20 protein-coding genes are annotated in these 21,734 nt (G+C 55.0%); 11 read left to right on the plus strand and 9 right to left on the minus strand.

Annotation, left to right across the window (positions count from 1 at the left end):
• Positions 1-10: 10 nt before the first annotated feature.
• Both GWA01_RS08930 and GWA01_RS08935 read right to left on the minus strand, forming a co-directional pair.
• Entirely contained in the window at positions 11-1,777 is a 1,767-nt protein-coding gene (locus tag GWA01_RS08930; protein WP_228118508.1) for a glycoside hydrolase family 13 protein, read from the minus strand.
• Positions 1,778-1,874: 97 nt separating this feature from the next.
• On the minus strand, positions 1,875-2,780 hold the full coding sequence (locus GWA01_RS08935; RefSeq protein ID WP_146796596.1) for a GAF domain-containing protein: 906 nt from the start codon (positions 2,778-2,780) through the stop codon (positions 1,875-1,877).
• A 407-nt stretch (positions 2,781-3,187) separates the two neighbouring features.
• Between GWA01_RS08935 and GWA01_RS08940 the strand changes: the two genes are divergently transcribed.
• Positions 3,188-5,647 (plus strand): membrane-bound PQQ-dependent dehydrogenase, glucose/quinate/shikimate family, encoded by a 2,460-nt coding sequence (locus tag GWA01_RS08940; protein WP_146796599.1) that lies wholly within the window; start codon positions 3,188-3,190, stop codon positions 5,645-5,647.
• A 67-nt stretch (positions 5,648-5,714) separates the two neighbouring features.
• Positions 5,715-6,605, plus strand: coding sequence for a transporter (locus GWA01_RS08945; RefSeq protein WP_146796602.1), 891 nt, complete (start codon positions 5,715-5,717; stop codon positions 6,603-6,605).
• 95 nt (positions 6,606-6,700) lie between these two features.
• Here GWA01_RS08945 and GWA01_RS08950 read toward each other — a convergent pair whose 3' ends face one another.
• On the minus strand, positions 6,701-8,185 hold the full coding sequence (locus GWA01_RS08950) for an aminotransferase class V-fold PLP-dependent enzyme (protein WP_146796605.1): 1,485 nt from the start codon (positions 8,183-8,185) through the stop codon (positions 6,701-6,703).
• A gap of 109 nt (positions 8,186-8,294) precedes the next feature.
• Here GWA01_RS08950 and GWA01_RS08955 point away from each other — a divergent pair, with 109 nt between their 5' ends.
• A complete protein-coding gene (locus GWA01_RS08955; protein WP_146796608.1) occupies positions 8,295-8,756 on the plus strand; it encodes an Lrp/AsnC family transcriptional regulator in 462 nt (153 codons plus the stop codon).
• A 35-nt stretch (positions 8,757-8,791) separates the two neighbouring features.
• Here the strand turns inward: GWA01_RS08955 and GWA01_RS08960 are convergent, their stop codons facing one another.
• Positions 8,792-9,187 (minus strand): DUF4186 domain-containing protein, encoded by a 396-nt coding sequence (locus GWA01_RS08960; protein WP_186819524.1) that lies wholly within the window; start codon positions 9,185-9,187, stop codon positions 8,792-8,794.
• Positions 9,188-9,285: 98 nt separating this feature from the next.
• On the opposite strand from GWA01_RS08960, the gene GWA01_RS08965 reads away from it, so the two are divergent.
• A complete protein-coding gene (locus GWA01_RS08965; RefSeq protein WP_146796614.1) occupies positions 9,286-10,323 on the plus strand; it encodes an exodeoxyribonuclease VII large subunit in 1,038 nt (345 codons plus the stop codon).
• 6 nt (positions 10,324-10,329) lie between these two features.
• On the opposite strand, the gene GWA01_RS08970 is transcribed toward GWA01_RS08965, so the two are convergent.
• Positions 10,330-11,793 carry a glycosyltransferase family 2 protein gene (locus GWA01_RS08970; protein WP_146796617.1) on the minus strand — a complete coding sequence of 488 codons (1,464 nt, stop codon included), beginning with the start codon at positions 11,791-11,793 and terminating at the stop codon, positions 10,330-10,332.
• Positions 11,794-11,817: 24 nt separating this feature from the next.
• Complete coding sequence (locus GWA01_RS08975) at positions 11,818-12,369, minus strand: hypothetical protein (RefSeq protein WP_228118507.1); 552 nt, start codon at positions 12,367-12,369, stop codon at positions 11,818-11,820.
• Positions 12,370-12,445: 76 nt separating this feature from the next.
• On the opposite strand from GWA01_RS08975, the gene gap reads away from it, so the two are divergent.
• From gap to GWA01_RS09000, 5 genes are all read left to right on the plus strand, one after another.
• Positions 12,446-13,465 (plus strand): type I glyceraldehyde-3-phosphate dehydrogenase, encoded by a 1,020-nt coding sequence (gap, locus tag GWA01_RS08980; RefSeq protein WP_146797747.1) that lies wholly within the window; start codon positions 12,446-12,448, stop codon positions 13,463-13,465.
• A 3-nt stretch (positions 13,466-13,468) separates the two neighbouring features.
• Positions 13,469-14,683 (plus strand): phosphoglycerate kinase, encoded by a 1,215-nt coding sequence (locus tag GWA01_RS08985; protein WP_146796621.1) that lies wholly within the window; start codon positions 13,469-13,471, stop codon positions 14,681-14,683.
• A 151-nt stretch (positions 14,684-14,834) separates the two neighbouring features.
• Positions 14,835-15,302: a hypothetical protein gene (locus tag GWA01_RS08990; RefSeq protein WP_146796625.1), complete on the plus strand. Its 468-nt coding sequence runs from the start codon at positions 14,835-14,837 to the stop codon at positions 15,300-15,302.
• A gap of 621 nt (positions 15,303-15,923) precedes the next feature.
• Entirely contained in the window at positions 15,924-17,675 is a 1,752-nt protein-coding gene (locus tag GWA01_RS08995) for a Hint domain-containing protein (protein ID WP_146796628.1), read from the plus strand.
• Between the two features lie 105 nt (positions 17,676-17,780).
• Positions 17,781-18,317, plus strand: a complete 537-nt coding sequence (locus GWA01_RS09000) for a helix-turn-helix domain-containing protein (protein ID WP_228118506.1) — start codon at positions 17,781-17,783, stop codon at positions 18,315-18,317.
• Between the two features lie 75 nt (positions 18,318-18,392).
• Here GWA01_RS09000 and rpoH read toward each other — a convergent pair whose 3' ends face one another.
• Together rpoH and GWA01_RS09010 are read right to left on the minus strand one after the other, a co-directional pair.
• Positions 18,393-19,286, minus strand: coding sequence for an RNA polymerase sigma factor RpoH (gene rpoH / locus GWA01_RS09005; RefSeq protein ID WP_146796631.1), 894 nt, complete (start codon positions 19,284-19,286; stop codon positions 18,393-18,395).
• Positions 19,287-19,528: 242 nt separating this feature from the next.
• Positions 19,529-20,497 carry an RluA family pseudouridine synthase gene (locus GWA01_RS09010; protein ID WP_146796634.1) on the minus strand — a complete coding sequence of 323 codons (969 nt, stop codon included), beginning with the start codon at positions 20,495-20,497 and terminating at the stop codon, positions 19,529-19,531.
• On the opposite strand from GWA01_RS09010, the gene GWA01_RS09015 reads away from it, so the two are divergent.
• Both GWA01_RS09015 and GWA01_RS09020 read left to right on the plus strand, forming a co-directional pair.
• Entirely contained in the window at positions 20,496-20,858 is a 363-nt protein-coding gene (locus tag GWA01_RS09015; protein WP_146796637.1) for a hypothetical protein, read from the plus strand. The genes GWA01_RS09010 and GWA01_RS09015 overlap by 2 nt on opposite strands.
• A 63-nt stretch (positions 20,859-20,921) precedes the next feature.
• A complete protein-coding gene (locus tag GWA01_RS09020; RefSeq protein ID WP_146796640.1) occupies positions 20,922-21,398 on the plus strand; it encodes a TspO/MBR family protein in 477 nt (158 codons plus the stop codon).
• A gap of 6 nt (positions 21,399-21,404) precedes the next feature.
• Here the strand turns inward: GWA01_RS09020 and GWA01_RS09025 are convergent, their stop codons facing one another.
• Complete coding sequence (locus GWA01_RS09025) at positions 21,405-21,704, minus strand: ArsR/SmtB family transcription factor (protein WP_146796643.1); 300 nt, start codon at positions 21,702-21,704, stop codon at positions 21,405-21,407.
• Positions 21,705-21,734 lie beyond the last annotated feature (30 nt).

Genomic DNA, 21,734 nt, shown 5'->3' on the forward strand with positions numbered 1-21,734 from the left:
ACAGACTGTTTCAGGCCTCGATCCTATAGATGCCCGCATGCCACGCTGGCAGTTCTGCTGGAAGGGGGGATTGCGGATTGCTGGTCGATGTCAGGAGGACATCGGTAATGCGGGCAGTCATGGGCAATACGTAATTCTGTGGTTCACCCGTGAGGTTGATCAGGATGAGAAAACGCTCATTCTGGTCTGTACGTGTGAAGGCGAAAACGGCTGGGTGGCTGGGGTCCACATCCTGAAATGCGCCATAGATCAGTGTACGGTGGTTTGCGCGCAGGGCGATGAGGTGTCGGTAGAACGTCAGCACGGATTGCGGATCATGTTTCTGATGCGCGACGTTGATTTCAGTGTGGTTTGGATTGACCCGGAACCAAGGTTTTCCGGTTGTAAATCCTCCATTTTCGCTGGCGTCCCATTGCATTGGGGTGCGGGCGTTGTCCCGGCTTGTGCGGCGTAGATCGGGGAGGACCTCGGTCGCATCCATGGCACCGCTCTCAACGGTCGTTTTCCAGATGCCGTGTGCGTTGATATCTTCGAAATCCGCGATGGAGGAGAATGGAATGTTGGTCATGCCGATTTCCTCTCCCTGATAGATATAGGGTGTTCCGCGGCGCATCAGCAGCAATACGGCAAGGGCTTTGGCAGATTGTATCCTGCCTTGTGGTCTATCGTCTCCGTACCGTGAGACAGAGCGTGGGTGGTCATGGTTTTCGAGGAAGGTGGCTGACCACCCATGTGGACCGCCGCTCTGGTCTTCCTGAATAACCATGCTTTTGAGTTGTGGAATGGTCCAGGGTTGCATTTTCCAGTCGACGCGCCCGAGATGGGCAAGGTCGAAATGGAAAATCATGTCCAGTTCATGCCTGTCCGACCCAACATAGAGCGGGGTCTGTTCGAAGGTGACGCCTCCGGCTTCTCCGACCGTCAGGAGGTTATGCCCGGCAAGGACTTCGCGGTTCATTTCCTGCAGGTAGTCATGGACATGCGGGCCATTTGCATACGCATATTCGGGAAGGATGAGGGCTTCGGGGGAGAGGTCCGGCATTTCGTCGGGTTTGGAAATGTAGGGGATGACGTCCATCCGGAAACCGGACACACCCTTGTCGAGCCAGAAACGCATGATGTCATAAACGTGCTGTCTGACTTTGGGATTCTCCCAGTTCAGGTCTGGCTGCTTCCGGGCAAAATAATGCAGGTAATACTGGCCTGTTGGCGCGTCGAGTTGCCATGCACTTCCACCAAAAAATGATGGATAGTTGTTGGGAGGCCCGCCGTCGCGGCCATCTCTCCAGATGTAGAAATCTCGATAGGGGTTGTTACGGCTGCTTCGGCTCTGGCGGAACCATTCATGCTCGTCGCTGGTATGATTCACGACCAGATCCACGATCAGCCGCATTCCCCGTTGGTACAGCTCCGAAACCAGTCTTTCGAAATCCGCCATCGTACCGAGATCGGGATTAACCTTGCGATAGTCCCGGATGTCATATCCGTTGTCGATGTCTGGAGTATCGTAATGTGGGCAAAGCCATACGACTGTGGCGCCCAGGGCCTGAATATGATCGAGCCTGCTGATCAGGCCGGGAAGATCTCCCATGCCGTCACCATTCGTATCCTGAAACGAGCGCGGATAGACCTGATAGACGACGGCTTCTTTCCACCATCGTGCCTCATTATCTGTGGATGCAGCCGCTTTACGGCTGAGGGGGATATCAGAAAGCGTGCCGACGCCGGATGCGAGTGCAAAGCATATTGCGGATCGACGGGTCAGCATATGGCTCATGGTGTCAGACTTCAGCCGCGGACGTCGCCGGGCCTGCGACGTCATACCATTGTCAGAACGCCTGACGGGGGCCGGGTTTCCTCCGCTGCCCCACCTGTTACCCTTCGCGTCCCAGTATTTTGATTTTACGATGCAAGGTGGAGCGGCTTATGCCAAGGCTTCTGGCTGCTGCGCTGACATTGCGGTTGTTGGCGGCCAGAGCCGAGCGGATGACGTGTTCTTCGGCTTTACGGAAACAGGGTTTTTCCTGAGCATCCAGAAGTGTCATCAGAACGGGTTGTTTACTGATCTGATGATCGTGCCAGTTCATCTGCTGTCGGGCAGCATATGTGGCCCCGATGACCCTGCCATCCGCATCCAGCGCAGCCAGTGGCATGGAACTGTAGAGAGGTGGGCCCAGAGTTATGATTGTTTCCTTGGGGAAGTAGTTCCGGAAAAGCTGGTTTTCGAGGCGGCACGCCGCGGTTTGCAGGGCGTCCATCAGGAGAAGCGCAAAGGGTTCGGATGTCGTGCCGGGCAGTGCGCTCAGATCGAGCACGCCACTCAGTTGTCCCTGCGCGCCGAACAGGGGGACGCCCAGACCCGTGAGGGGACGGAAGCAGAAGCGCCAGTGCTGCTCCTGTGTGATAATGATGGGTTTGCCTTCGCTGAGGCACGTGCCGATGCCATTTGTGCCAGCCGTTGCTTCATCCCACAGGGCACCGATCTGAAGGCGCCATCTGCGGCAACGGTCATAGGCCTCGGGCTGGATGCGGCGGGCCAGAATGTAGCCGTTCGCATCAGCCAGAAGGACGACGAAGCCGAGCCCTCTGACGAGCGTATGCAGGCGGTCCATTTCTGGCGCGGCAGCCTGGATGAGCGGGCGATGTCTGTCGCATAGGTAACGTATCTCCGGCGCGCTGAGAACGGTGGTTTCCCATTCCACACTCGGGTTCAGACCGTAGACGGTTGAACAGCGGGACCATGATTCGGATAGCAGGATATCGTTCGGAAGAAGCACCATGATCTAGTTCCGGAAGGCGTTTGACGGGGCTACCTGTCGCAATCCTGCGACAGGTCGTGAGCGGGCTCTCACATTCGGGTGAAAGCTTTGTAATGAGGGCTGGTTTCCCACCAGAAGCGGGCGGATGAAGGCGGTTGAAAACTGTTGTCTTCTTTTGCCAGCCCGACTGCTTAGTCGGTAGCAATTTCAAAAGCTTTGGCAGCGGTTTCCACACAAGTTCCTGTGAAGGGGAGTGGAAAGCGGGTGCAGTGGTGACGCTCAATACGGGCATCGCACGTGCAACTCACAAACACGCTTTTCAAAGGGGCCTGTCCGCTTCGCAAGCGAAACATCGACCATATCGGGCTCCTGCAATGAATTGAGCAACCAATCATTGCATCTCAGGGTTCCGTTTTCTGAGGAATATCATGTCTCTTTCCGCCCAGAGGTTATTATCTCTGATAACCTCAGTACTGCTCGCACTGGTCGGGCTTTTTCTTTTCCTGGGAGGGGCTTACCTGCTCTTTCTGGGCGGGTCGTGGTTTTATGTTCTGGTTGGAGGCGTCATGCTTGCCTCGGCCGCCACGGGCCTCAGAAAACCGCTCCTGGGGCTGCGTCTCTTCGCCGGGCTGCTGATCGTCACGACGCTCTGGTCCCTGTTTGAAGTTGGTTTCGACATCTGGGGTCTGGAAGTCCGTTTGCTGACTTTGGTCGGCATTGGCTGCTGGATGCTGCTACCATGGGTCTGGCGTACAGGCCGCACCTGGCTGGAAGACAAACGCGAAATACTGGCATCCGTTGCGGTCGCCGTGGTTGTTCTCGTTGCCAGCTGTTTCGGCTCATACTCGATCAACGGGACTGTTCCAGCCGATCGTATGGCTGCTGCGGGCGCACCAGACGCCACCGGCGACAGCGTACCAGTGGGCGATTGGAATTTTTATGGACGCACCGCAGGTGGTGATCGTTACAGCCCTCTGGCCCAGATCAACACGAACAATGTTGGTCATCTTAAACGTGCATGGATGACACGCACCGGAGACGTGCAACTGGCTGGTGAAGGCGCTGTTGCGGGCCCGGATCAGGGACATGAATTCAATCTGGAAGTGACGCCGATCAAGGTTGATGACACGCTCTATATGTGCACACCCCACAACTGGGTCGTGGCGATGGATGCTGCAACCGGCAAGGTGAAATGGACGTTTGATCCGCATCCTGACAAGAAGGACATGGCGGCCAACGTCTATCTTTCGTGCCGTGGTGTGTCTGTCTACAAGGCTCCGGAAGCAGAAGGCCGCACGGCCTGCAAGACGCGCATTCTGTCTCCTGTGGCCGATGTGCGTCTGGTGGCGCTTGATGCAGAAACAGGGAAGCCCTGCGAAGATTTTGGCGAGCACGGATATATTTCCCTGCGCCAGTATCTCGGTCATGTTCCGGCAGGGTTTCATTTCGTGACGTCTCCGCCGCTGGTGGTAAAGGATCGTGTTGTTCTGGGCGGCTGGATTTTTGATAACCAGGCCAATTTCGAACCTTCCGGTGCAGTTCGTGCTTTCGATCCGATTACGGGCGAGCTCGTCTGGGCATGGGACGCAGGACATAATCCGGAAAACTGGAAGCCGAAGCCTGATGAAGAGCTGACGCGCGACACGCCTAATGCATGGGGTGTTTATACAGCCGATCCTGATCTGGGCCTTCTGTATATCCCGACCGGGAATTCGCCGCCGGACAACTGGGGTGGTTCACGCCGTCCGTTTGACGATGCAACATCCAGTGCCACGATTGCTCTCGATATTGAGACAGGTGAGCGTCGCTGGACCTATCAGACCGTGCATCATGACCTGTGGGACATGGACATCCCGTCCGGCCCGTCTATGGTTGATCTGCCCGGCCCGAATGGTGAGAATATTCCTGCGCTTGTGCAGGGCACAAAGCGCGGTGAGTTCTTCGTTCTTGATCGTCGCACCGGTAAGCCGGTACCGGGTTATCCGGTCGAGGAGCGCAAGGTTCCGACTGCGGGTGTAGCCTCGGACGATCATGTATCGCCCACACAGCCTTATCCTGCTGCGATGCCGTCTCTCACGCCGCCGGACCTCAAGGAAAACGACATGTGGGGCGCAACGCTGCTTGATCAGATGATCTGCCGCATCCAGTTCCGCCAGTCTGCTTATGATGGTCAGTTCACGCCTCCGCATGTTGGCAAGACGACCATTGTCTATCCGGCATTCTATGGTGTCGTTGACTGGCAGGGTGCCACGGTCGATCCGCAGCGCAAGCTTCTGATCGCCAATGCAAGCTACCTCCCGTTCCGTATCCGTCTTGAGCACCGTCAGGGTCTTGAGAAGGCTGGTATGCTTGCGAAATGGGACGGCAAGGGCGAAGAGCCTGCTGCGAAGGGCGACGCTCTTAGTGTTTCCCCGGACTATGGCACGCCTTACATCGCTTACACATCGCCATGGCTGAACCCGCTTCAGATCCCCTGTAAAGGCCCGATCTGGGGAACGCTTACCGCGATTGATCTGGTGACGAAGAAGATCGTCTGGCAACACCCTGTTGGAACGACGCGCGACACGGGCCCTTTCCGGACGCACAACAACATTCCGCTTCCAACCGGAATGTACAATATCGGTGGCAGCATCGTGACGAAGGGTGGCGTGGTGTTCATGGGCGCGACGGCTGATGACTACCTGCGCGCTTTTGATCTCGCGACAGGCAAGGTCATCTGGAGTGATCGTCTGCCAGCCGGTGGCCAGGCAACGCCCATGTCGTATGAGATGGGTGGCAAGCAGTATGTGCTGATTGCTGCTGGCGGTCATGGGGGTCTTGGAACCCGCAGCGGTGACTACATTATCGCCTACACGATTGATGGAACCCAGGGCACGACCGCCCACTAACAGGCCCATTCTTCAAGTGAGGCGCGCTCCCTGAAGGTGCGCCTCACCCTTTTATGGAAATACGGAAATGCGTCGCAAAGACTGGTTCGGAAGGGTTCTTCCGGCTCTGGGAAACTGCATCCCTTTTCTTGGCCTGCTGCCATCTTTTTCGGCGCACGCCTCAGACATCCCGCTGGCCATTATCGGCCCGCATGAATACGATCTGCCCGTGGACTTCAAACCCTTCAATGTGCTGGTGCAGTACGGCGATGGAAATGCAGCGGGTGTGACTTACGACAGCATTGGGCGTCGTAAAGGGCAGGGCGGCAGTCACACATGGTCAGGAATGACGAAATACGTTCATTTCCGCAGTTTTGATGCCATCCCCCATGTCGGGTTTGCATTTGAAGTGATTCAGGCCGAAAGTTTTACACTTGCGGGCGGACAGAATTATGGTGGTCTGGGGCCAACGATTGTTGGGCCTGCAGCATGGTTCAAGCCCAATAGTCACAGTACGTTCGGCATTCAGACATTCATGCAGACGCCTGTTGGTACGCGTGATGCGCTTTCTCCGGGATACTGGTCGAACCTTTCCAGTTTCATGTTTGACTATGAATGGAAGCATTTCAGCTTTGACGGGGATCTCGGCGCTATCGTTGCTTCGACCAAGCATAAAACGGGCGAACACAGTTATTCGCCGGGAAATGTCTTCCATTCAAACCTGCGTTTCAGCTGGAAGGCCACGAAACTTGTAGAGCCGTTCTTTGCCTTTGATTGGCAAAACACTGGCGGTATGCACGACAATTCCGTGAACCAGTGGGTGGATAATTCCAGTGGTCGCGAAGTTGCGCTGGGTGTGGGCGCGATGCTCAATATTTCCAAGCATTTTTCGCTGACAGGACGCTATTCCCACTCCGTGGATGCCCGGAATGTGCCTGAGACAAACGCCTATTATATGAAAGTTGTCTATCTCTGGTGAACGTGCTGCTCCCGGGCTTCAGATAGTTTTTGTCCTCGGTTGCGTGGAGGACGTAGTCGTTCTCTTTCGATGTGTTGAAAGAGAACGACGATACATCAGGCTGCTGCTGCCAGAGGGCGGAAGCGTGCGGTTGAAATGTCGCATTCGTAATGTGCGGCCGTATCGTGTGGTGCGTGGGCGAGTTCGTTTACCGCATGGATGATACGATCGACCTTTTCATCATCCATCAGGACGCTGAAGTTCAGGCGCGTCCAGCCGGGTTTGTCGATTTCCTGCCCACCCAGAATGGATTGACGGATGACGTCTGACTCTTCCTGCTCGATCCCAAGCAGGCGGTGGGCATATGGGCCGGCACATGCGCAACCGCCACGAGCCTGTATCCCGTAACGGTCTGAGAGCATTCTCGTGAAAAGCTGCTGGTGGATGAAGCCGCCATTACGGGCGTCACGAACGCGGAAAGAGAAAATTGGCAGTGCCTGGGCAGATGGGTGCCCGAGGATCTCGAGGTTGGGGTTTGAACGCCAGACAGAGAGGGCACGGTCGCGCAGTTCAGCGTTGCGCTGGGCCATGAAAATATCTCCGATGACGTCCTTGACGATAAACGCCAGAGCAGCGCGGATATCGCCAGTCACGTTCGGGGTGCCGCTCTCTTCGCGAGCAGCTAGGTTGCTGGTGTAGTCATGGTTCCAGGGCGAGACGAAGCGCACCGTCCCGCCGCCGGGCAGAACGGGGTCTGTCCGTGTAGCGATGTCGTTGCGTACGATCAGGAGCCCGGATGCGGCTGGGCCGCCGATGAATTTGTGACATGAAATCACGACAGCGTCTTTTTCAGCGCTGGTGCGGGGTTTCATGTCTATGGGCAGGTATGGGCCTGCTCCTGCATAATCCCATATGGCCAGAGCATCGTGGCGTTTCAGGAGTTTGGTTACGGCATCAACATCCGTCATGACGCCTGTGACGTTGGATGCGGCGGAAAAGGAGCCGACCTTCAGGCGGTCTGCCGTCACAGCATTCAGGGCGCGCTCAAGGACAACCATATCCGGGCCGCCATGTGCGTCTTCAGGGATCTCGATGATTTCGGCGCCGCTCTCACGCCACGGCAGGATATTTGAATGGTGCTCATAGGGGCCAATGAATACGACGGGCTGGCGCCCCAAAGCGCGCAGGGCGGGTATTTCCAGAAGATGCACGATGCGGTTGAGGCCAGCGGTAGCGCCGTTTCCTGCGAAAATCGTGCTGAAACGATCATCCGGGGCGTTGCATAGCCGGGAAATCGTGGCACGGGCGCTGTTGCGCATGCGGGTCATGTAAGCACCGCAGAGCGAGGCTTCTGTGTGGCTGTTTGCGTAAAATGGAAGGATTTCGTTGAGGATGAATGCCTCAATCTGCTTTAGCGCGCGGCCAGAAGCGACATAGTCTGCGTAAAGAAGCGATTGGATGCCGAATGGTGTGTTGAACAGTGTACCGTCGCCGATGACACCCGCGCGCAGTTGTGCAATCGCGTTGTCGCTGCGCAGCGATGCTTCGAAAGTGGCGAGAGCGGTCTCGCTGTTCTCAAGGCTGCCTGGGACGCTGTTCATGGTGTTTCTCTTCCGTTCGGGATGATGGAGAGAAAATAGCGCGCAGAAGAGGTAAAAAATGCTCCTTTCTGTAGACCTGTAGAAGTATTTTGTTGTCATATGATGCTATATGACGAAAAAAATAGATCAGACGGACCGTGCGATTCTTCGTATCCTCCAGAAGCAGGGCACGCCTTCTCAGCGCGAACTGGCAGAGAAGGTGGGAATCTCGCAGAACGCCTGCTGGCGGCGCCTGAACGCTCTGCGCGAAAGTGGGATCATCAGCCATGATACTGTTCGGCTGAATGCGAGCGCGTTGGGGCTGGGGCTGACCGTCTTTGTTCTATTGCGGACGCGCCATCATTCCCGGGAGTGGCTGGATACGTTCCGTAATGTGGTGCTCTCAATCCCGAATATCGTCGATTTCTACCGGATCGCGGGTGAATACGATTATCTGCTGAAGGTAGCGGCCTTTGATATGAATGATTTCGACAAGGTGTATCAGCAGATCATCGGCAAGGTGGAGCTGGATGCTGTCACGTCTTACATGACGATGGAAACGCTTGCGGATAATCGCGATTTGCCTGTGTGAGACATTCTTTCTGAACGGCTGATAATAAGGGCTGTTCAGAATAGGCTTCCCTGAGCTGGGCTGTCCGGTACGTTACCTTGGGTGTCCTGCTCGATCCAGGCGCGGATAACGGCGATAATGGTGGCTTGCTGATCTTCGGTCAGGGGCTGGTTTTTGCTCATGTGTTGCCATTTTTGCAGGCATGATCTGCAGCATGAGCCCGTGGCGTGTTGCGCGATGAAAACGGGGTGGCCGCGCATCGGGGTTTGTTTGCCGTCATTGAGCGGGTGTGCAGGAGCGAGGCGGTCGCGGATGAAGTCAGCCGCGTGCGCCATGACGGTATCCAGTCCTTTTTCCTGAAGATATGCCCGTGACTGTAAATCCAGATGGAAGCGCGCGCGGAAGGTAGACTGTTTCAGCCGGAATAGGAGTTCATGCGGGTCAAATGACATCGACAACTCTCAAACTGCGATAAAACAAACAAAAAAAGTCTGTCACGGATGATTTTTCCCCCTGTGAGAACGAATGTTCCTCCGCCATATGGTGCCCGATGGATGCTTTTCCGAGACGAGCAAGACCAGCTTCATCACAAACTGGCCACTCTGCCCCTTTTACCCTGACACCGTCGCAGGTTCAGGATCTGTTCGCGTCTCATCTCGACGATATCTGTGCACGGTTTGATGAATGGGCGTTTCCGCTTTCTGTGGTGGGACAGCTTGGTGATGTTGCCCCCAACACCTACCGCAAACATTATCAGTTGCCGCTGATCGATCTTCACAACGGCAGCACCATTTCGCTTGAGGCTTCTAAAAACACGCTTGCCAATGCCGATCTGCGCCCGGGTGATCGGGTGCGGTTGACGGGGGCTCTGCGGGCGCGTCTGTATCGCGGGCAGGTTACGCTGCGTTTTGAGGTTCTGGCGGCTGAGGCTCATGATGCTGTGGTGCAGCAGATCGAGCGGGTTCAGCGTTCTGTGATCGATACCCTGCGGGATCTGCCCTGGACTTTTCACCCTTATCCTGAGCAGCGCGAAGCCCGGATTGCGCTGATACATTCTGCTGCGTCCAACGCCCTGGTGGCGGAAGATTTTCTGCAAGCTCTGGGCGGAGGCTGGCGGCCGGAGCGTGTACGCACCCTTCCGACCGCCATGAATGATCCGACCCGCATTGCTGAAGCGATATCCAGTGTTCGGGAGGAGATTCTGGTTGTTGTGCGAGGCGGTGGGGAGGCTTCAGAATTCGGTGTGTTTGAGCACCCGTTTGTGCTGGAGGCTCTATCGGGTAGTTCAGCTCATCGCGTTCTGGGGGTGGGGCATAGCGCAAATAGAACTCTTGCCGAGCGGATGGTGGATCATACGGCGACGACGCCTGCTGATGCGGGCCACTATATACGTCGTATGAGCGGAAGGCTCTGGCAGGGGCAGGAAGAGGCGCGTGCGCAGCAGGAAGAACTGGCGGCGTTGAGGGAGAGCATCACGGCTCTTGCAGGGGTTTCTTCCCGGCCGCCTTTCAGTCTTCGTCTTCGAAATTCCGCGTTGCTGCTTCTTGTTGGGGGACTGGCAGGTCTTCTTCTGTCTAGGCTGTTCTGAGCGCTTTCAGTTTCGATTGAAAAGGAACGGCGCAAGTTCCGGCATATGGGCGTGCAGTTCTATGGATGCTGCGGGGGAGAGAAGGCACAGCGCTCGTTGCAGGTCTTGTGGTTTTCGCTCTGTACGGGAAGCCCAGATACATAATGCAGCCAGAGACACACCCTCTGATGTGTCGGCTTCCGGCACAGCAGCCAATTCAGGCAGGGAAGCTGGTGGGATCGAAATGGGGGCGAACTCTTCGTCATCAATGCCGCATGCTGACGGAATACGGAAGAATGATCCGTCTTCACAGGGCTGGACTGGGATCGCTGCGATTCCTTCAGGAGAGGGGATGTTGCCGAACGAGAAGGCCTTGCCATCAATGGGGGAGAGCGTCAGCACATTCGGAAGGTTATCCTGGATGATGGCTAGAAGCAGGACTTGCCCGACGGTCATTTCTTGTGAGACCGCTACTGTCTGCCGTTCGGCATTCACGCAGAGAATCTGGTTTTGTCGGTTGCGCAGAACCCAACCCTGAAGACGTCCCATCGTAGGAGAATATTGCGGGGACAGCAGTAGTCGTTCGTGTTGTGTTGGGCGGACGCGCCGAAATGTCAGGGCGGGTGTATCGCGCCTTTCCGGGATTTGGCTGTCCCGTTCGGGGCGCTCGGTGGCCAGTGGCTTGTTGGCAGCCATCAGGGCAAGGCGTCCTGCCGCATTTCTGAGGCACTTTGTCCAGAAAGTGTTTTGCAGGGAGCGTACGTCTTGCAGGAAGCGGCGCGGAGCAAGGTCTTCAACGTCATTTCGATCAAAATGACGCCACAGATGATCCGGCATGTCCGCAGATTCGTCTTCGCTTGTGCAGATGTAGTGCAGAATGCGCCCTTCATTCCATTCTACGGGCGCACGTTTTCCGGCCCACTGCACCGGGTACCCTGCTGGTGTGACAATCCGCCAGGGATCAATGTTGATACGATATGGCTCAGCGATCGTACCGCGATGTCCGGGCTTGAAGAGCAGTCGTGTAAAGCCGTTATCTGGCAGCGATTTTCTGCTGCGGAGTGGATGGGTTGCAACGATATGTCCGGACGGACGTGCCTTGTGACCAGCGCTGCCAAAAATACACCAGTTCAGAGCTATCGCTTCGGCGTTTCCCGCGCGATTCAGAAGGCCGCTCAGAGAGTCGCCGGGGTCCAGATATTCGTCGGCGTCGAGAACGATGAGCCAGTCATAAGCTGTGGCGGTCAGTGATGCCGCTTCACGCGTGACCATCAGGCGTATGGTATCGGACGTTCCCCGCCAGTGGTTGGCCTGATGCAGTTCGACGGGCAGGGATGTGGACGCTGTTCTGACAATGTCCTGTGTGCCGTCTGTTGAGCCCGTATCGAAAACCAGAACGCGTTTGAACCCAAGCGCCAGATGCCATGTGATCCAGTCCAGAACTGATGCCTGTGCATTACGGACAAGTACTGCACAAGCGGCGGAAGCCATGGGCTCAGCTCTCCTTAAGAAGGTTTAGCGAACGTCCACACGCACGCGTGCGTGCTGGATGGATGGATCAGTTGTGGCGTGGATTTCGATCTGGATCGGCTGTGCGCCGGCCGCGGCGATACGATCGGCAATGGGGGCGATCTGTTGTTTTGTCAGATCAGACAGAGTCTGTGCCTGTGCGGCGGGGTCTGGCTGCATCGGGGCATAGCCCTGAACGATGAACAGTACGTTTGGCTTACGGGCAAGAGCGGCCTTCGCGGCCTTTTCGACAATCGGCCCATATTCGCTGGCGGGCGTACCCGCTTCGATCTGCAGGAAAGGGGCCTTCGGCGCCGGACCGGGGGGAGTGGGGGGAATATATGGCTTGGGTGGCTTGCCCGCATTTGGGTCGAACGTGCGTTGGTCTATCAGCTTGCAGCCAGTCAGGGCGGGGGCAAGCAAAAGGGTACCAAGCACAAGGGTGCCAGTGCGGGAGGGAGCGAGCAGGGATCGGATGGAAAGTGCCATATTGTTCAGGACCGTCGCAGGAACTGGGCGTCCCGGCAAGCGTGGAGATCGCGTCTGCGTGAAAAACATGCCTGCCCCCCTTTTGCGCAGCGACATCAGTGCTATGGAAGAAGCCCAATTTCCAAGGCTAGGCGGAGTAGGCGACATGGCTGTGAAGATCGCGATCAACGGGTTCGGACGCATTGGACGTCTTGTTCTGCGCGGAATCATCGAGAGCGGACGCACGGATGTGGAGGTCGTGGCAATCAACGATCTCGGTTCTGTGGAGGCAAATGCCCATTTGCTGGCTTATGACAGTGTGCATGGCCGCCTGCCGGGTGAAGTTCGCGCAGAGGGTAACACTCTGGTGATCGAAGCTAATGGCCGTACATACGGACCGATCAGGGTTTCTGCAGAGCGCAATCCTGCGGCTGTGCCGTTCCAGGGTGTGGATGTGGCTCTGGAGTGCACAGGCCTGTTCACGAGCCGCGAGAAGGCTTCGGCTCTGCTTGAGGCCGGTGCGAAGCGCGTCGTCATTTCCGCTCCGGGTACCCATGTCGATGCGACGATCGTCTATGGCGTGAACAATCATGTTCTGACACCTGATATGAAAGTGATTTCGAACGCTTCGTGCACGACGAACTGTTTGGCACCGATCGCGCACGTTCTGGATGAGGCATTTGGAATCGAGCGTGGTTACATGGTCACGATTCATTCCTACACGGGTGATCAGCGCACTGTGGACACGCTGCACAAGGACCCGCGCCGCGCCCGTGCAGCCGCTCTGAACATGATCCCGACCTCCACGGGCGCAGCGAAGGCTGTAGGGCTGGTGCTGCCGCACCTCAAGGGCAAGCTGGACGGTTCCTCGATCCGCGTTCCGACACCAAACGTTTCGCTTGTTTCGCTGGATTTTGTCCCGACAAACATTCCGGCTTCCGTTGACGCAGTGAATGAAGCCATTCTTGCTGCCTCCAAGGGCGCTCTTAAGGGTATTCTGGACTACAACACTGCGCCGCTCGTCAGCACTGACTTCAACCACGACAAGGCGTCCTCGACCTTCGATGCAACCCAGACATCGCTCGTTGATGGTGGCAAGCTGGTTCGCGTTTGCGCGTGGTATGATAACGAGTGGGGTTTCTCCAACCGTATGGCTGACACTGCGGCCCTCTTCGGGAGTCTCTGAACCATGGTATTCCGCACGCTTAACGGGCTCGACCCACGCGGTGAACGCGTTCTGGTGCGTGCCGACCTGAACGTTCCGATGCATGACGGTGTTATCACTGACGCCACCCGTATCGAACGCGTGGCTCCAACGATCCGGGAGCTGGCTGAAAAAGGCGCACGCGTTATCGTGCTTAGCCATTTCGATCGGCCCAAAGGGCGTGCGGTGCTTTCCATGTCTCTGCGTCCGATCGCGGAACGTCTCGGGGACGTTCTTGGAAAGAGCGTAGCGTTCGTTCCGGAATGTGTGGGACCGACTGTGAAAGTGGCCGTGGCTTCCCTCGGAGACGGGGATATTCTTCTGCTGGAAAATACGCGCTTCCATGCAGGTGAAGAAGCCAATGATCCCGAATTTGCTCAGGCTCTTGCAGAGAATGCAGATATTTATGTGAATGATGCATTCTCTGCCGCGCATCGTGCGCATGCCTCGACGGAAGGGGTGGCGCGTAAGCTGCCTTCTTATGCAGGCCGTCTGATGGAAGCTGAGTTGGGTGCACTATCCGCTGCTCTGGAAAATCCCGAGCGGCCAGTGGGAGCCATTATTGGTGGCTCCAAAATCTCCACGAAGCTTGATCTGATTGGAAACGTGCTGGCCAAGGTGGACACGCTGTTCATCACGGGCGCGATGGCGAACACCTTCCTTGCTGCGGAGGGGATCAATGTTGGCAAGTCCTTGCAGGAAGCGGACATGCACGAGACAGCGCGCAACATCGTTCGTGAGGCGCAGGAGAAGGGGTGCGAAATCATCCTGCCGGTAGATGCCGTGATCGCGCGTGAGTTCAAGGCAGGAGCAGCGTCGGAAACCTGTCTGATTGGTGAAGTGCCGGATGACGCCATGATTCTTGATGCGGGGCCACGGACAGTGGAACTGATCAGTGATCGTCTGGCGACACTTAAGACCCTTGTATGGAATGGCCCGCTCGGCGCGTTCGAAATTGCTCCGTTTGATCGCGCTACTGTGGCGGTAGCGCAGGCTGCCGCAAAGCTTACGCAGGAAGGTAAGCTGCGCACGGTCGCTGGCGGTGGTGACACGGTTTCAGCTCTGCGTCATGCAGGTGTTCTGGAGCGGATGAGCTACGTTTCCACAGCGGGTGGTGCTTTCCTGGAGTGGCTCGAGGGTAAGCTACTTCCCGGTATTGAGGTTCTTCGTACTGCGGGGCAGCAACTCGGCCTCGACTGAGTACTATATTCTCTACGGTGGACGAAGTGTTCGCCGTAGAGGTTTCATCACGTTTAATTACCAAGTGAAACAATCAGTCTTTTCTGATTGCAGTTTTTTTCGTGAGATATGCAGACTGGCTTCATGAACTGAACCAGGCGGAAACTGCATAATGTCCGGACTGACTTCCTCTTTAAGTATTCTGGCCGTCATGTTGGGAGTTTTGTCTCCAATGGCTGTTGCTGAGGCACAGGTTCAGCCAAATACGGATGTGATCGTTCGGTCTGCCAAAAGAAACCCAGCTGAAAGTGCATTCGTGCATCTTATGCGGGAAACGACCCCACAGAACGCAAATCTGGATACACGACAAAGCGCTGTGGTGGTTCGAAGCGTGCTGGCGCGTGCGGAGGAGGCCGTGAATGTTCGTGGGCAAGGTCGCTTCATAGCTGCGCCGGTTCCCGATGAGGACATTGCTGCGCCGACAGAGCAAGAAAGTGATGAGCCTGAATTGAGGCCAAACTTTTTCCAGCAGCAGGTTGGGCAGGCAAGCGATGCAAATGTCCATGACCGCGCTTCGCAGTCCCGCAAGGGGCACGGTAATATGTCAGCGGGTCTTGCACTAGCAATTCCACTTAATTAAGTTCAGGTTTCTACTTTGATTTTTATTATTATATAAATATGCAAGGTATAGATATTTAACTATTATTTCAAATAAAATATAAAATTTTTTATTGGCGCAATTTTTTGTCTCTATTGGCTTTATTTATTAAGAAGTATTTCTTGTATTTTCTTTCTGAAGCTCAGGTGCAGCATTATTGACTACCCTTATTGGGAGTTAATATTCTGATCAGCAATTTATCCCTACTTGGAAATTTCCCGCCGCCTTTAAGGCGTTATGATAATTCATGTTTGTAAAATTAAAAAATTTTAGAAGATCAGTGTTGGATTGAGATTTTTAAGGTTGATTATGGGGATTCGTTAAAGAGTTATTTTTTTGAACATTTTCCGTTAATTTCAAAAATTCCTTATATAATATAAACTTTTTTGATTTTTGACGGAAAATAAGAGAATCGCTTTGACAGAAAAATATTAAAATCCCCATAAAAACTTGCCATTTTTTCGACATTAATTATACTGGAAACTGTTCGTTAATAACAAACAGTTTTCGATTCGACCTCATAAATGGATGTATTTAAATTATTGAGAATGAATTGATTTCTGTTTTTGTATTTTTATTTAAATATAGTGGGGAGTATGTGTAATGACGGCTCTTGTTAATGTAAATGCCGGTGTTGCTACTATCTACAGCTCTGGAGATTTATCTGGTCTTGCAGGCCTTAGTGCAATCAGTTCTATTGTTGTTACTAAGAACTCCCAAACGCCTGCTGGAGATAACGTTGTTGTTGATCTCACGACGGGGTTGGCTGGCATTCAAGCCCTATCTTCCGTCACTGTTCAAAATGGTGCCACGGCTAAGGTTGGTGGCGGATTGTTGGGCGCAAGTGTTGGTACATCGTTAACTGTTAACGGTGGAATTCTGGATATTGCGGGGCAGGCTCTTAGTATTGGGGCTCTTACTACGATCACTGTCGGCTCCGCTGGTGGAGAAATTAAAGTAGAGCCAACAGGTCTTAGTGCTGGACTTCTTACTGTTCCTGTACAGTTTGTTGATTCAAGTGGAAATACAACGACAACAATTCCTAAGAATTTTGTCATGGACTTCCCAAGTTCAAAATCAATACCTGCAACCTATAATGTAGCGACGAACACAACAACTATTGGTGACGGCGTAAGCCTCCTTGGTGTTTTGGGAGCTGGCAGAGTAATTACTCTTTCTGGAGATCCGTTTGGACTTAAAAGTACTGGAACTCCCGAGTACGCCGCTCTGGATATTTTTCATGTGGGTTCTATTATTGCCTACTCAAAAACCTTCACGCAATCTGATGGCAGCGGGGGGGTGATTACCTGCTTCCTGCCTGGCACACTCATCGCTACAGATGAAGGTGACTCCCCTGTAGAGCAGGTTCTGGTGGGAGATTTCGTCTCCGCGACTGTAGGTGACCAGAAGGTTTCGCGTGAAGTGATTTGGGTTGGCTCGAACCATGTGCAGGTTCGTCCGGAACTTTCAGATGACAGAGCGGGCTATCCTGTCCGTATTCTGAAAAATGCCATATCGGAAAATGTTCCTTTCAAGGATATGCTGATCACGTCTGAACATTGTCTTTGCATTGATGGAAATTTCATTCCGGCACGTATGCTCGTTAATGGTATTTCTATTTTTTATGACAAGACGATTACTTCATATGATTACTATCATATTGAAACTGCTGAACATTCTGTCATTACCGCAGATGGTATGCTGACCGAGAGCTATCTGGATACGGGGAACCGCAAGAGCTTTCAGTCGGACGCAAATGTTGTGCGTATAGGAGCAGGAGCCCCAGCAGTTCGTTCCTGGAGCCGTGATGCTGCGGCGCCGCTGGTTACGGCTCGATCGATAGTTGAACCCGTTTTTAGGCAGATCGAGACACGGGCAAAAACTCAGGGCATCAAAACTGTTTCCGCTGCTCCACAGCTTTGCGAGGATGCGGAACTTCGGCTTGTGACGGATAAGGGACATGTTATTCGCAAGCTGCGTGAGACGGATGGTGTGGCCATGTTTATGATCCCGTCTGATGTGACTGCTGTCAGCATCATCTCACGGACCAGTCGCCCGAGCGATACGATTGGTCCTTTTGTGGATGACCGCCGTGAGCTTGGCGTTCTGATTGGTGAAATCACACTTTTTGATGCGGTTGAGACACGGCGTCTCGATACTCCATTTACGGACAGCACTCTTGAGGGGTGGGATGTTCTGGAGAATTCAGCGTGCCGTTGGACCAATGGGAAGGCAGCATTGCCTTTAGGGCAGCGTCGCCCTCATAGCATCGGGATGCTAGCAATTCGCGTACTCGAAGCGGGGCCTTATCTTGTTACGGATGAAGCGGCGCAATCTGCGGCTGCTTTTGCTTGATGTAACCTAGCATTTAAACGCCATTCTCAAAATTTAAGAGGATGGCGTTTAATTATCTGTTAATAAATATGGATGCCATCCAGAACGATCCTGCAGCCTGGCCAGATGTGGAAGCCAGCTGATCCAAGCCGACCTTCACGTCAGATCCTTGATCTTCTTGAGGACATGGTGTCGTTTGATACCCTGTCATCTGACAAAGGGAAGATTGATGATCATTACGTGATCAGTCAGTCCCTGTTTCGGAAGTGGGTTCGAGAAAACGACGCGAAACTGCTTCAGAATGACGGGAGTAAAGCGTCTCCTGCTGCGGAGTTGGCAAAAAAAATTACGACTCTGCGGAAGGCCTGCAACACCACTCAGCAGGAGCTTGCCGAATCCTTGGGGATATCGCGTTCGGCCGTTGCTTTCATGGAGACGGGGCGTACCAGCAGCGCGCGTAAGCACATTCCCAATCTGGCAAAAATATTTCAGGTTCCTGTCGAGTTTTTTCTGAGCGGTATGGTGGAGCAGGAAACGACAATGGTTTTGTCGAACGATGAGAAGGATCTGATAGATCTTTATCGTCGTCTGCCGGCAGAGTTAAAGATCAATATTCAGAAATATGCGGAGCGCCAGACCCGCAAGGCGGCGCTTGGTTTTTGACGTAGGGATCAGGGAAAATAGAGTTTAGTAAAAAACCCGCTCCATGATGATGGAGCGGGTTTTTTGTTTTTGGCGTCAGGCCTGAAGACCATTTTCGCGGCGGCGGAGCTCCACTTCAGAAGACATGGCCTTCTGAAGTTTTTCCATCGCGCGGGCTTCAATCTGGCGGATGCGCTCGCGGGAGACGCCGTATTCGTGAGAGAGTTCTTCCAATGTGGAAGGCTCTTCCTTGAGGCGGCGTTCGGTCAGGATGTGGCGTTCACGCTCGTTCAGGTTTGTCATGGCCTGAGCGAGCAGAGCTTTGCGACCACTGAACTCTTCGCTCGCAGCGTATGTCTGTTCCTGGTTCTCGGTGTCATCGACGAGCCAGTCCTGCCACTCGCCTTCGCCATCCACGCGTAAAGGTGCGTTGAGGCTATGGTCCGGAGCGGCCAGACGCTGGTTCATGGACACGACGTCCTGTTCGGGAACGCCGAGTGTGGTCGCGATTTTACCGACCTGCTCAGGTTTGAGATCGCCGTCATCAATGGCCTGCATCTGGCCCTTGAGCCTGCGCAGATTGAAGAACAGCTTTTTCTGTGCGGCGGTTGTACCCATCTTCACGAGTGACCAGCTATGCAGGATGTATTCCTGCATGGCAGCGCGTATCCACCACATTGCATAGGTTGCGAGGCGGAAGCCGCGATCCGGGTCGAACCGGCGCACGGCCTGCATCATGCCGATGTTGCCTTCGCTGATCAGCTCGTTAACCGGCAGGCCGTATCCACGATATCCCATGGCAATTTTTGCCACGAGACGAAGATGGGATGTGACCAGTCGGTGTGCTGCAGCGGTGTCCTCGTCATTGCGCCAGCGACGGGAGAGATCGAGCTCTTCCTGCGGCGTGAGAAGGGGAAATTTGCGGATATCCTGAAGGTAGCGGGTCAGATTGCTTTCCGGACCCACCGAAATTGCGGCTGGGGATGCCATGTGCTTCGACTCCTATCGCCCGGGGTGTGCCCGTTGTCCGATGAGAAGAACTCATACGAACGGGCAGAGGGAAGGTTCCACGCACCCAGGTGACGCATTGGGAAGGACTTTTCTACGTCCCCGACTGTTCACCCCCGATCTGGGCAGCTTACGTCGGTACGTCCGTTCCGGCGGCGCGTCAGCTCGTCGGATAAGAGTATTTATGACAGGCTCAGCCTTGCAGGTCAAACACAAAGAAAGGTTTAGCCGATCAGGCGTGATTTCAAGGCCTTGAAGTCTTCGGGCGGTGGAGTCTCGAAGGAAAGTGTTTCGCCGGTGCGGGGGTGAACGAAGCCGAGTCGTGCTGCATGAAGCGCCTGACGCGGGAAATCGAGTGCTGCTTCCTTGGCATCCTGAGGCAAGCCCCGGGCTGCTGCCGGGATGCGGCGAAGATACACAGGATCACCGATGAGAGGATGCCCTGCATGGGCGAGATGTACGCGGATCTGATGTGTGCGGCCTGTCGCCAGTCGGCATTCGATGAGTGATACGGATGCATGGATGGATTCGAGCGTACGAAAGCGGGTGAGGGCGACTTTTCCGCCTCCTGCCACCACGGCCATGCGTTTGCGGTCCTTTTTGTCCCGTCCGATGGAGCCATCAAACTCGCCGGAAGCGGGCAGGAGTCCCCATGCCAGCGCGAGATATGCGCGATCGATGTCGCGGGCGGCGAAGGCTTCGGAAAGGGCGTTATGCGCCAGTGACGTTTTGGCCACGACCATCAGACCGGACGTATCCTTGTCCAGACGGTGGACGATGCCTGGGCGCTTCTCTCCGCCGATACCCTCGAATCCTTCCTTGCAGTGCCCAAGCAGCGCGTTGACGAGTGTACCGGTCTCGTTGCCAGGAGCTGGATGCGTTACCAGACCGGCCTGTTTGTCGAGTACAATGAGGTCTCGGTCTTCATAGAGAATATTAAGCGGAAGGTTCTCCGCTTCCGGGCGTGCTGGCGTTGGGGTGGGGAATGTGAGCAGCAGAACCATGCCTTCGCGGAGGATATCAGACGGCTCGGTACGGGTTTCATCGTTGCGGGTGAGGTGGCCTGATTCGATCAGGGCCTTGACCCGCGAACGTGAAACCGTGCCGATGGCGTCCGCAAGTGCGCGATCAGTGCGCTGGCCAGCCACATCGGCATTTACAACAAGGCGGAACGGAGTTTCAGGATCGGACATGGACCACGGTTTAGCTGAGGAACGCGCGGGCAGCGAGTCGGGAGCATCGAAGGCGCTTCTGGCATCGGTCATCATCATGGGAGTTCTGATTGTTTTGGGGCTCGTCGTGTTGGTTGGCACTATCGTTCATCGTGCAACTCACTCTCAGAAAGCGTCTGTTTTCGTTGCGGCGGATTCTGCTCAGACGCGAATCGCTCTTCCGCTTGGTGGTGAGGAACATGTTGAAAGCGTCGTTCCCAGAAGCGACGGCACTCTGGCTGTGACCCTGCAATCAGGCGATGGTGCGCGTATCCTGTTGTGGAGCCCTGAAGGGGGCAGGATCGTTGGTGAACTGGATCTTGGGAAACCCGCTCAACCCTGAACCACTCCCGTCATGCAGCGTTGGGGCCTTAGGGAACTCTGAAATCTTAAGGACCTGACCAGTATGGGACGCATCATTGACGCACTGATCGCAACGGGGAGTGTCTTTGGCGCCCAGTATGCCGGACGTGAGCTGAGCCCCACAGATAACCGCTCTGTCCGGCGTTGGTATACGAAACTTGAGAAGCCTGCGGTTACACCGCCAGCCCCTGTTTTCGCTGTGGTGTGGACCGTACTCGACGGGCTTCTGGCTTATTCTGGGTATAAATTACTCCGTGCAGAGAAATCTTCCGCACGGACGGTGGCGCTCTGTTTCTGGGCGCTCTGTGTTGCGGGTGTAGCGGGCTTTCCGTTTGTTCTGTTCCGGGAGCGCAGGCTGGATGCGAGTCTCGGATTGTGTATCAGTCTGATCATGGCTTCAGGTGGTGCCATTTCGTCCGCGGAGAAGGTCAATAAGTGTGCAGCCTGGGCACAGGTGCCATTTTTCGTGTGGCTGGTTTTTGCCACGTTCCTTCAGGAAGAAGTCTGGCGCCGCAACTGAGGTTTGTCAGATAGCCGCGAGGACGGCAGCCATTAGCCCAGGGAAGCGTTCATCGAGTTCCTGCCGACGCAGGGAGTTATGATGCTGTACACCCTCAATGCGTGTGTGGACGATGCCGCTTTCTCTCAGAACCTGAAAATGATGGGACATGCTGGATTTCGGACGTTTGCCAACTAGTGCAGCGCAGTTTGCTTCCCCCATCGAATGAAGGCGTTTGACGATATCGAGCCGCACAGGGTCCGCGAGTGCGCGCAGGACGGATACGATATCCAGTGTTGTCAGGTCCGGGTGGTCATATGCGGGCATGGGCGAGGTGTATCACGCGCTTGAAGAATG

Source organism: Gluconobacter wancherniae NBRC 103581, from assembly GCF_007988885.1.
Taxonomy (GTDB): Bacteria; Pseudomonadota; Alphaproteobacteria; order Acetobacterales; family Acetobacteraceae; genus Gluconobacter; species Gluconobacter wancherniae.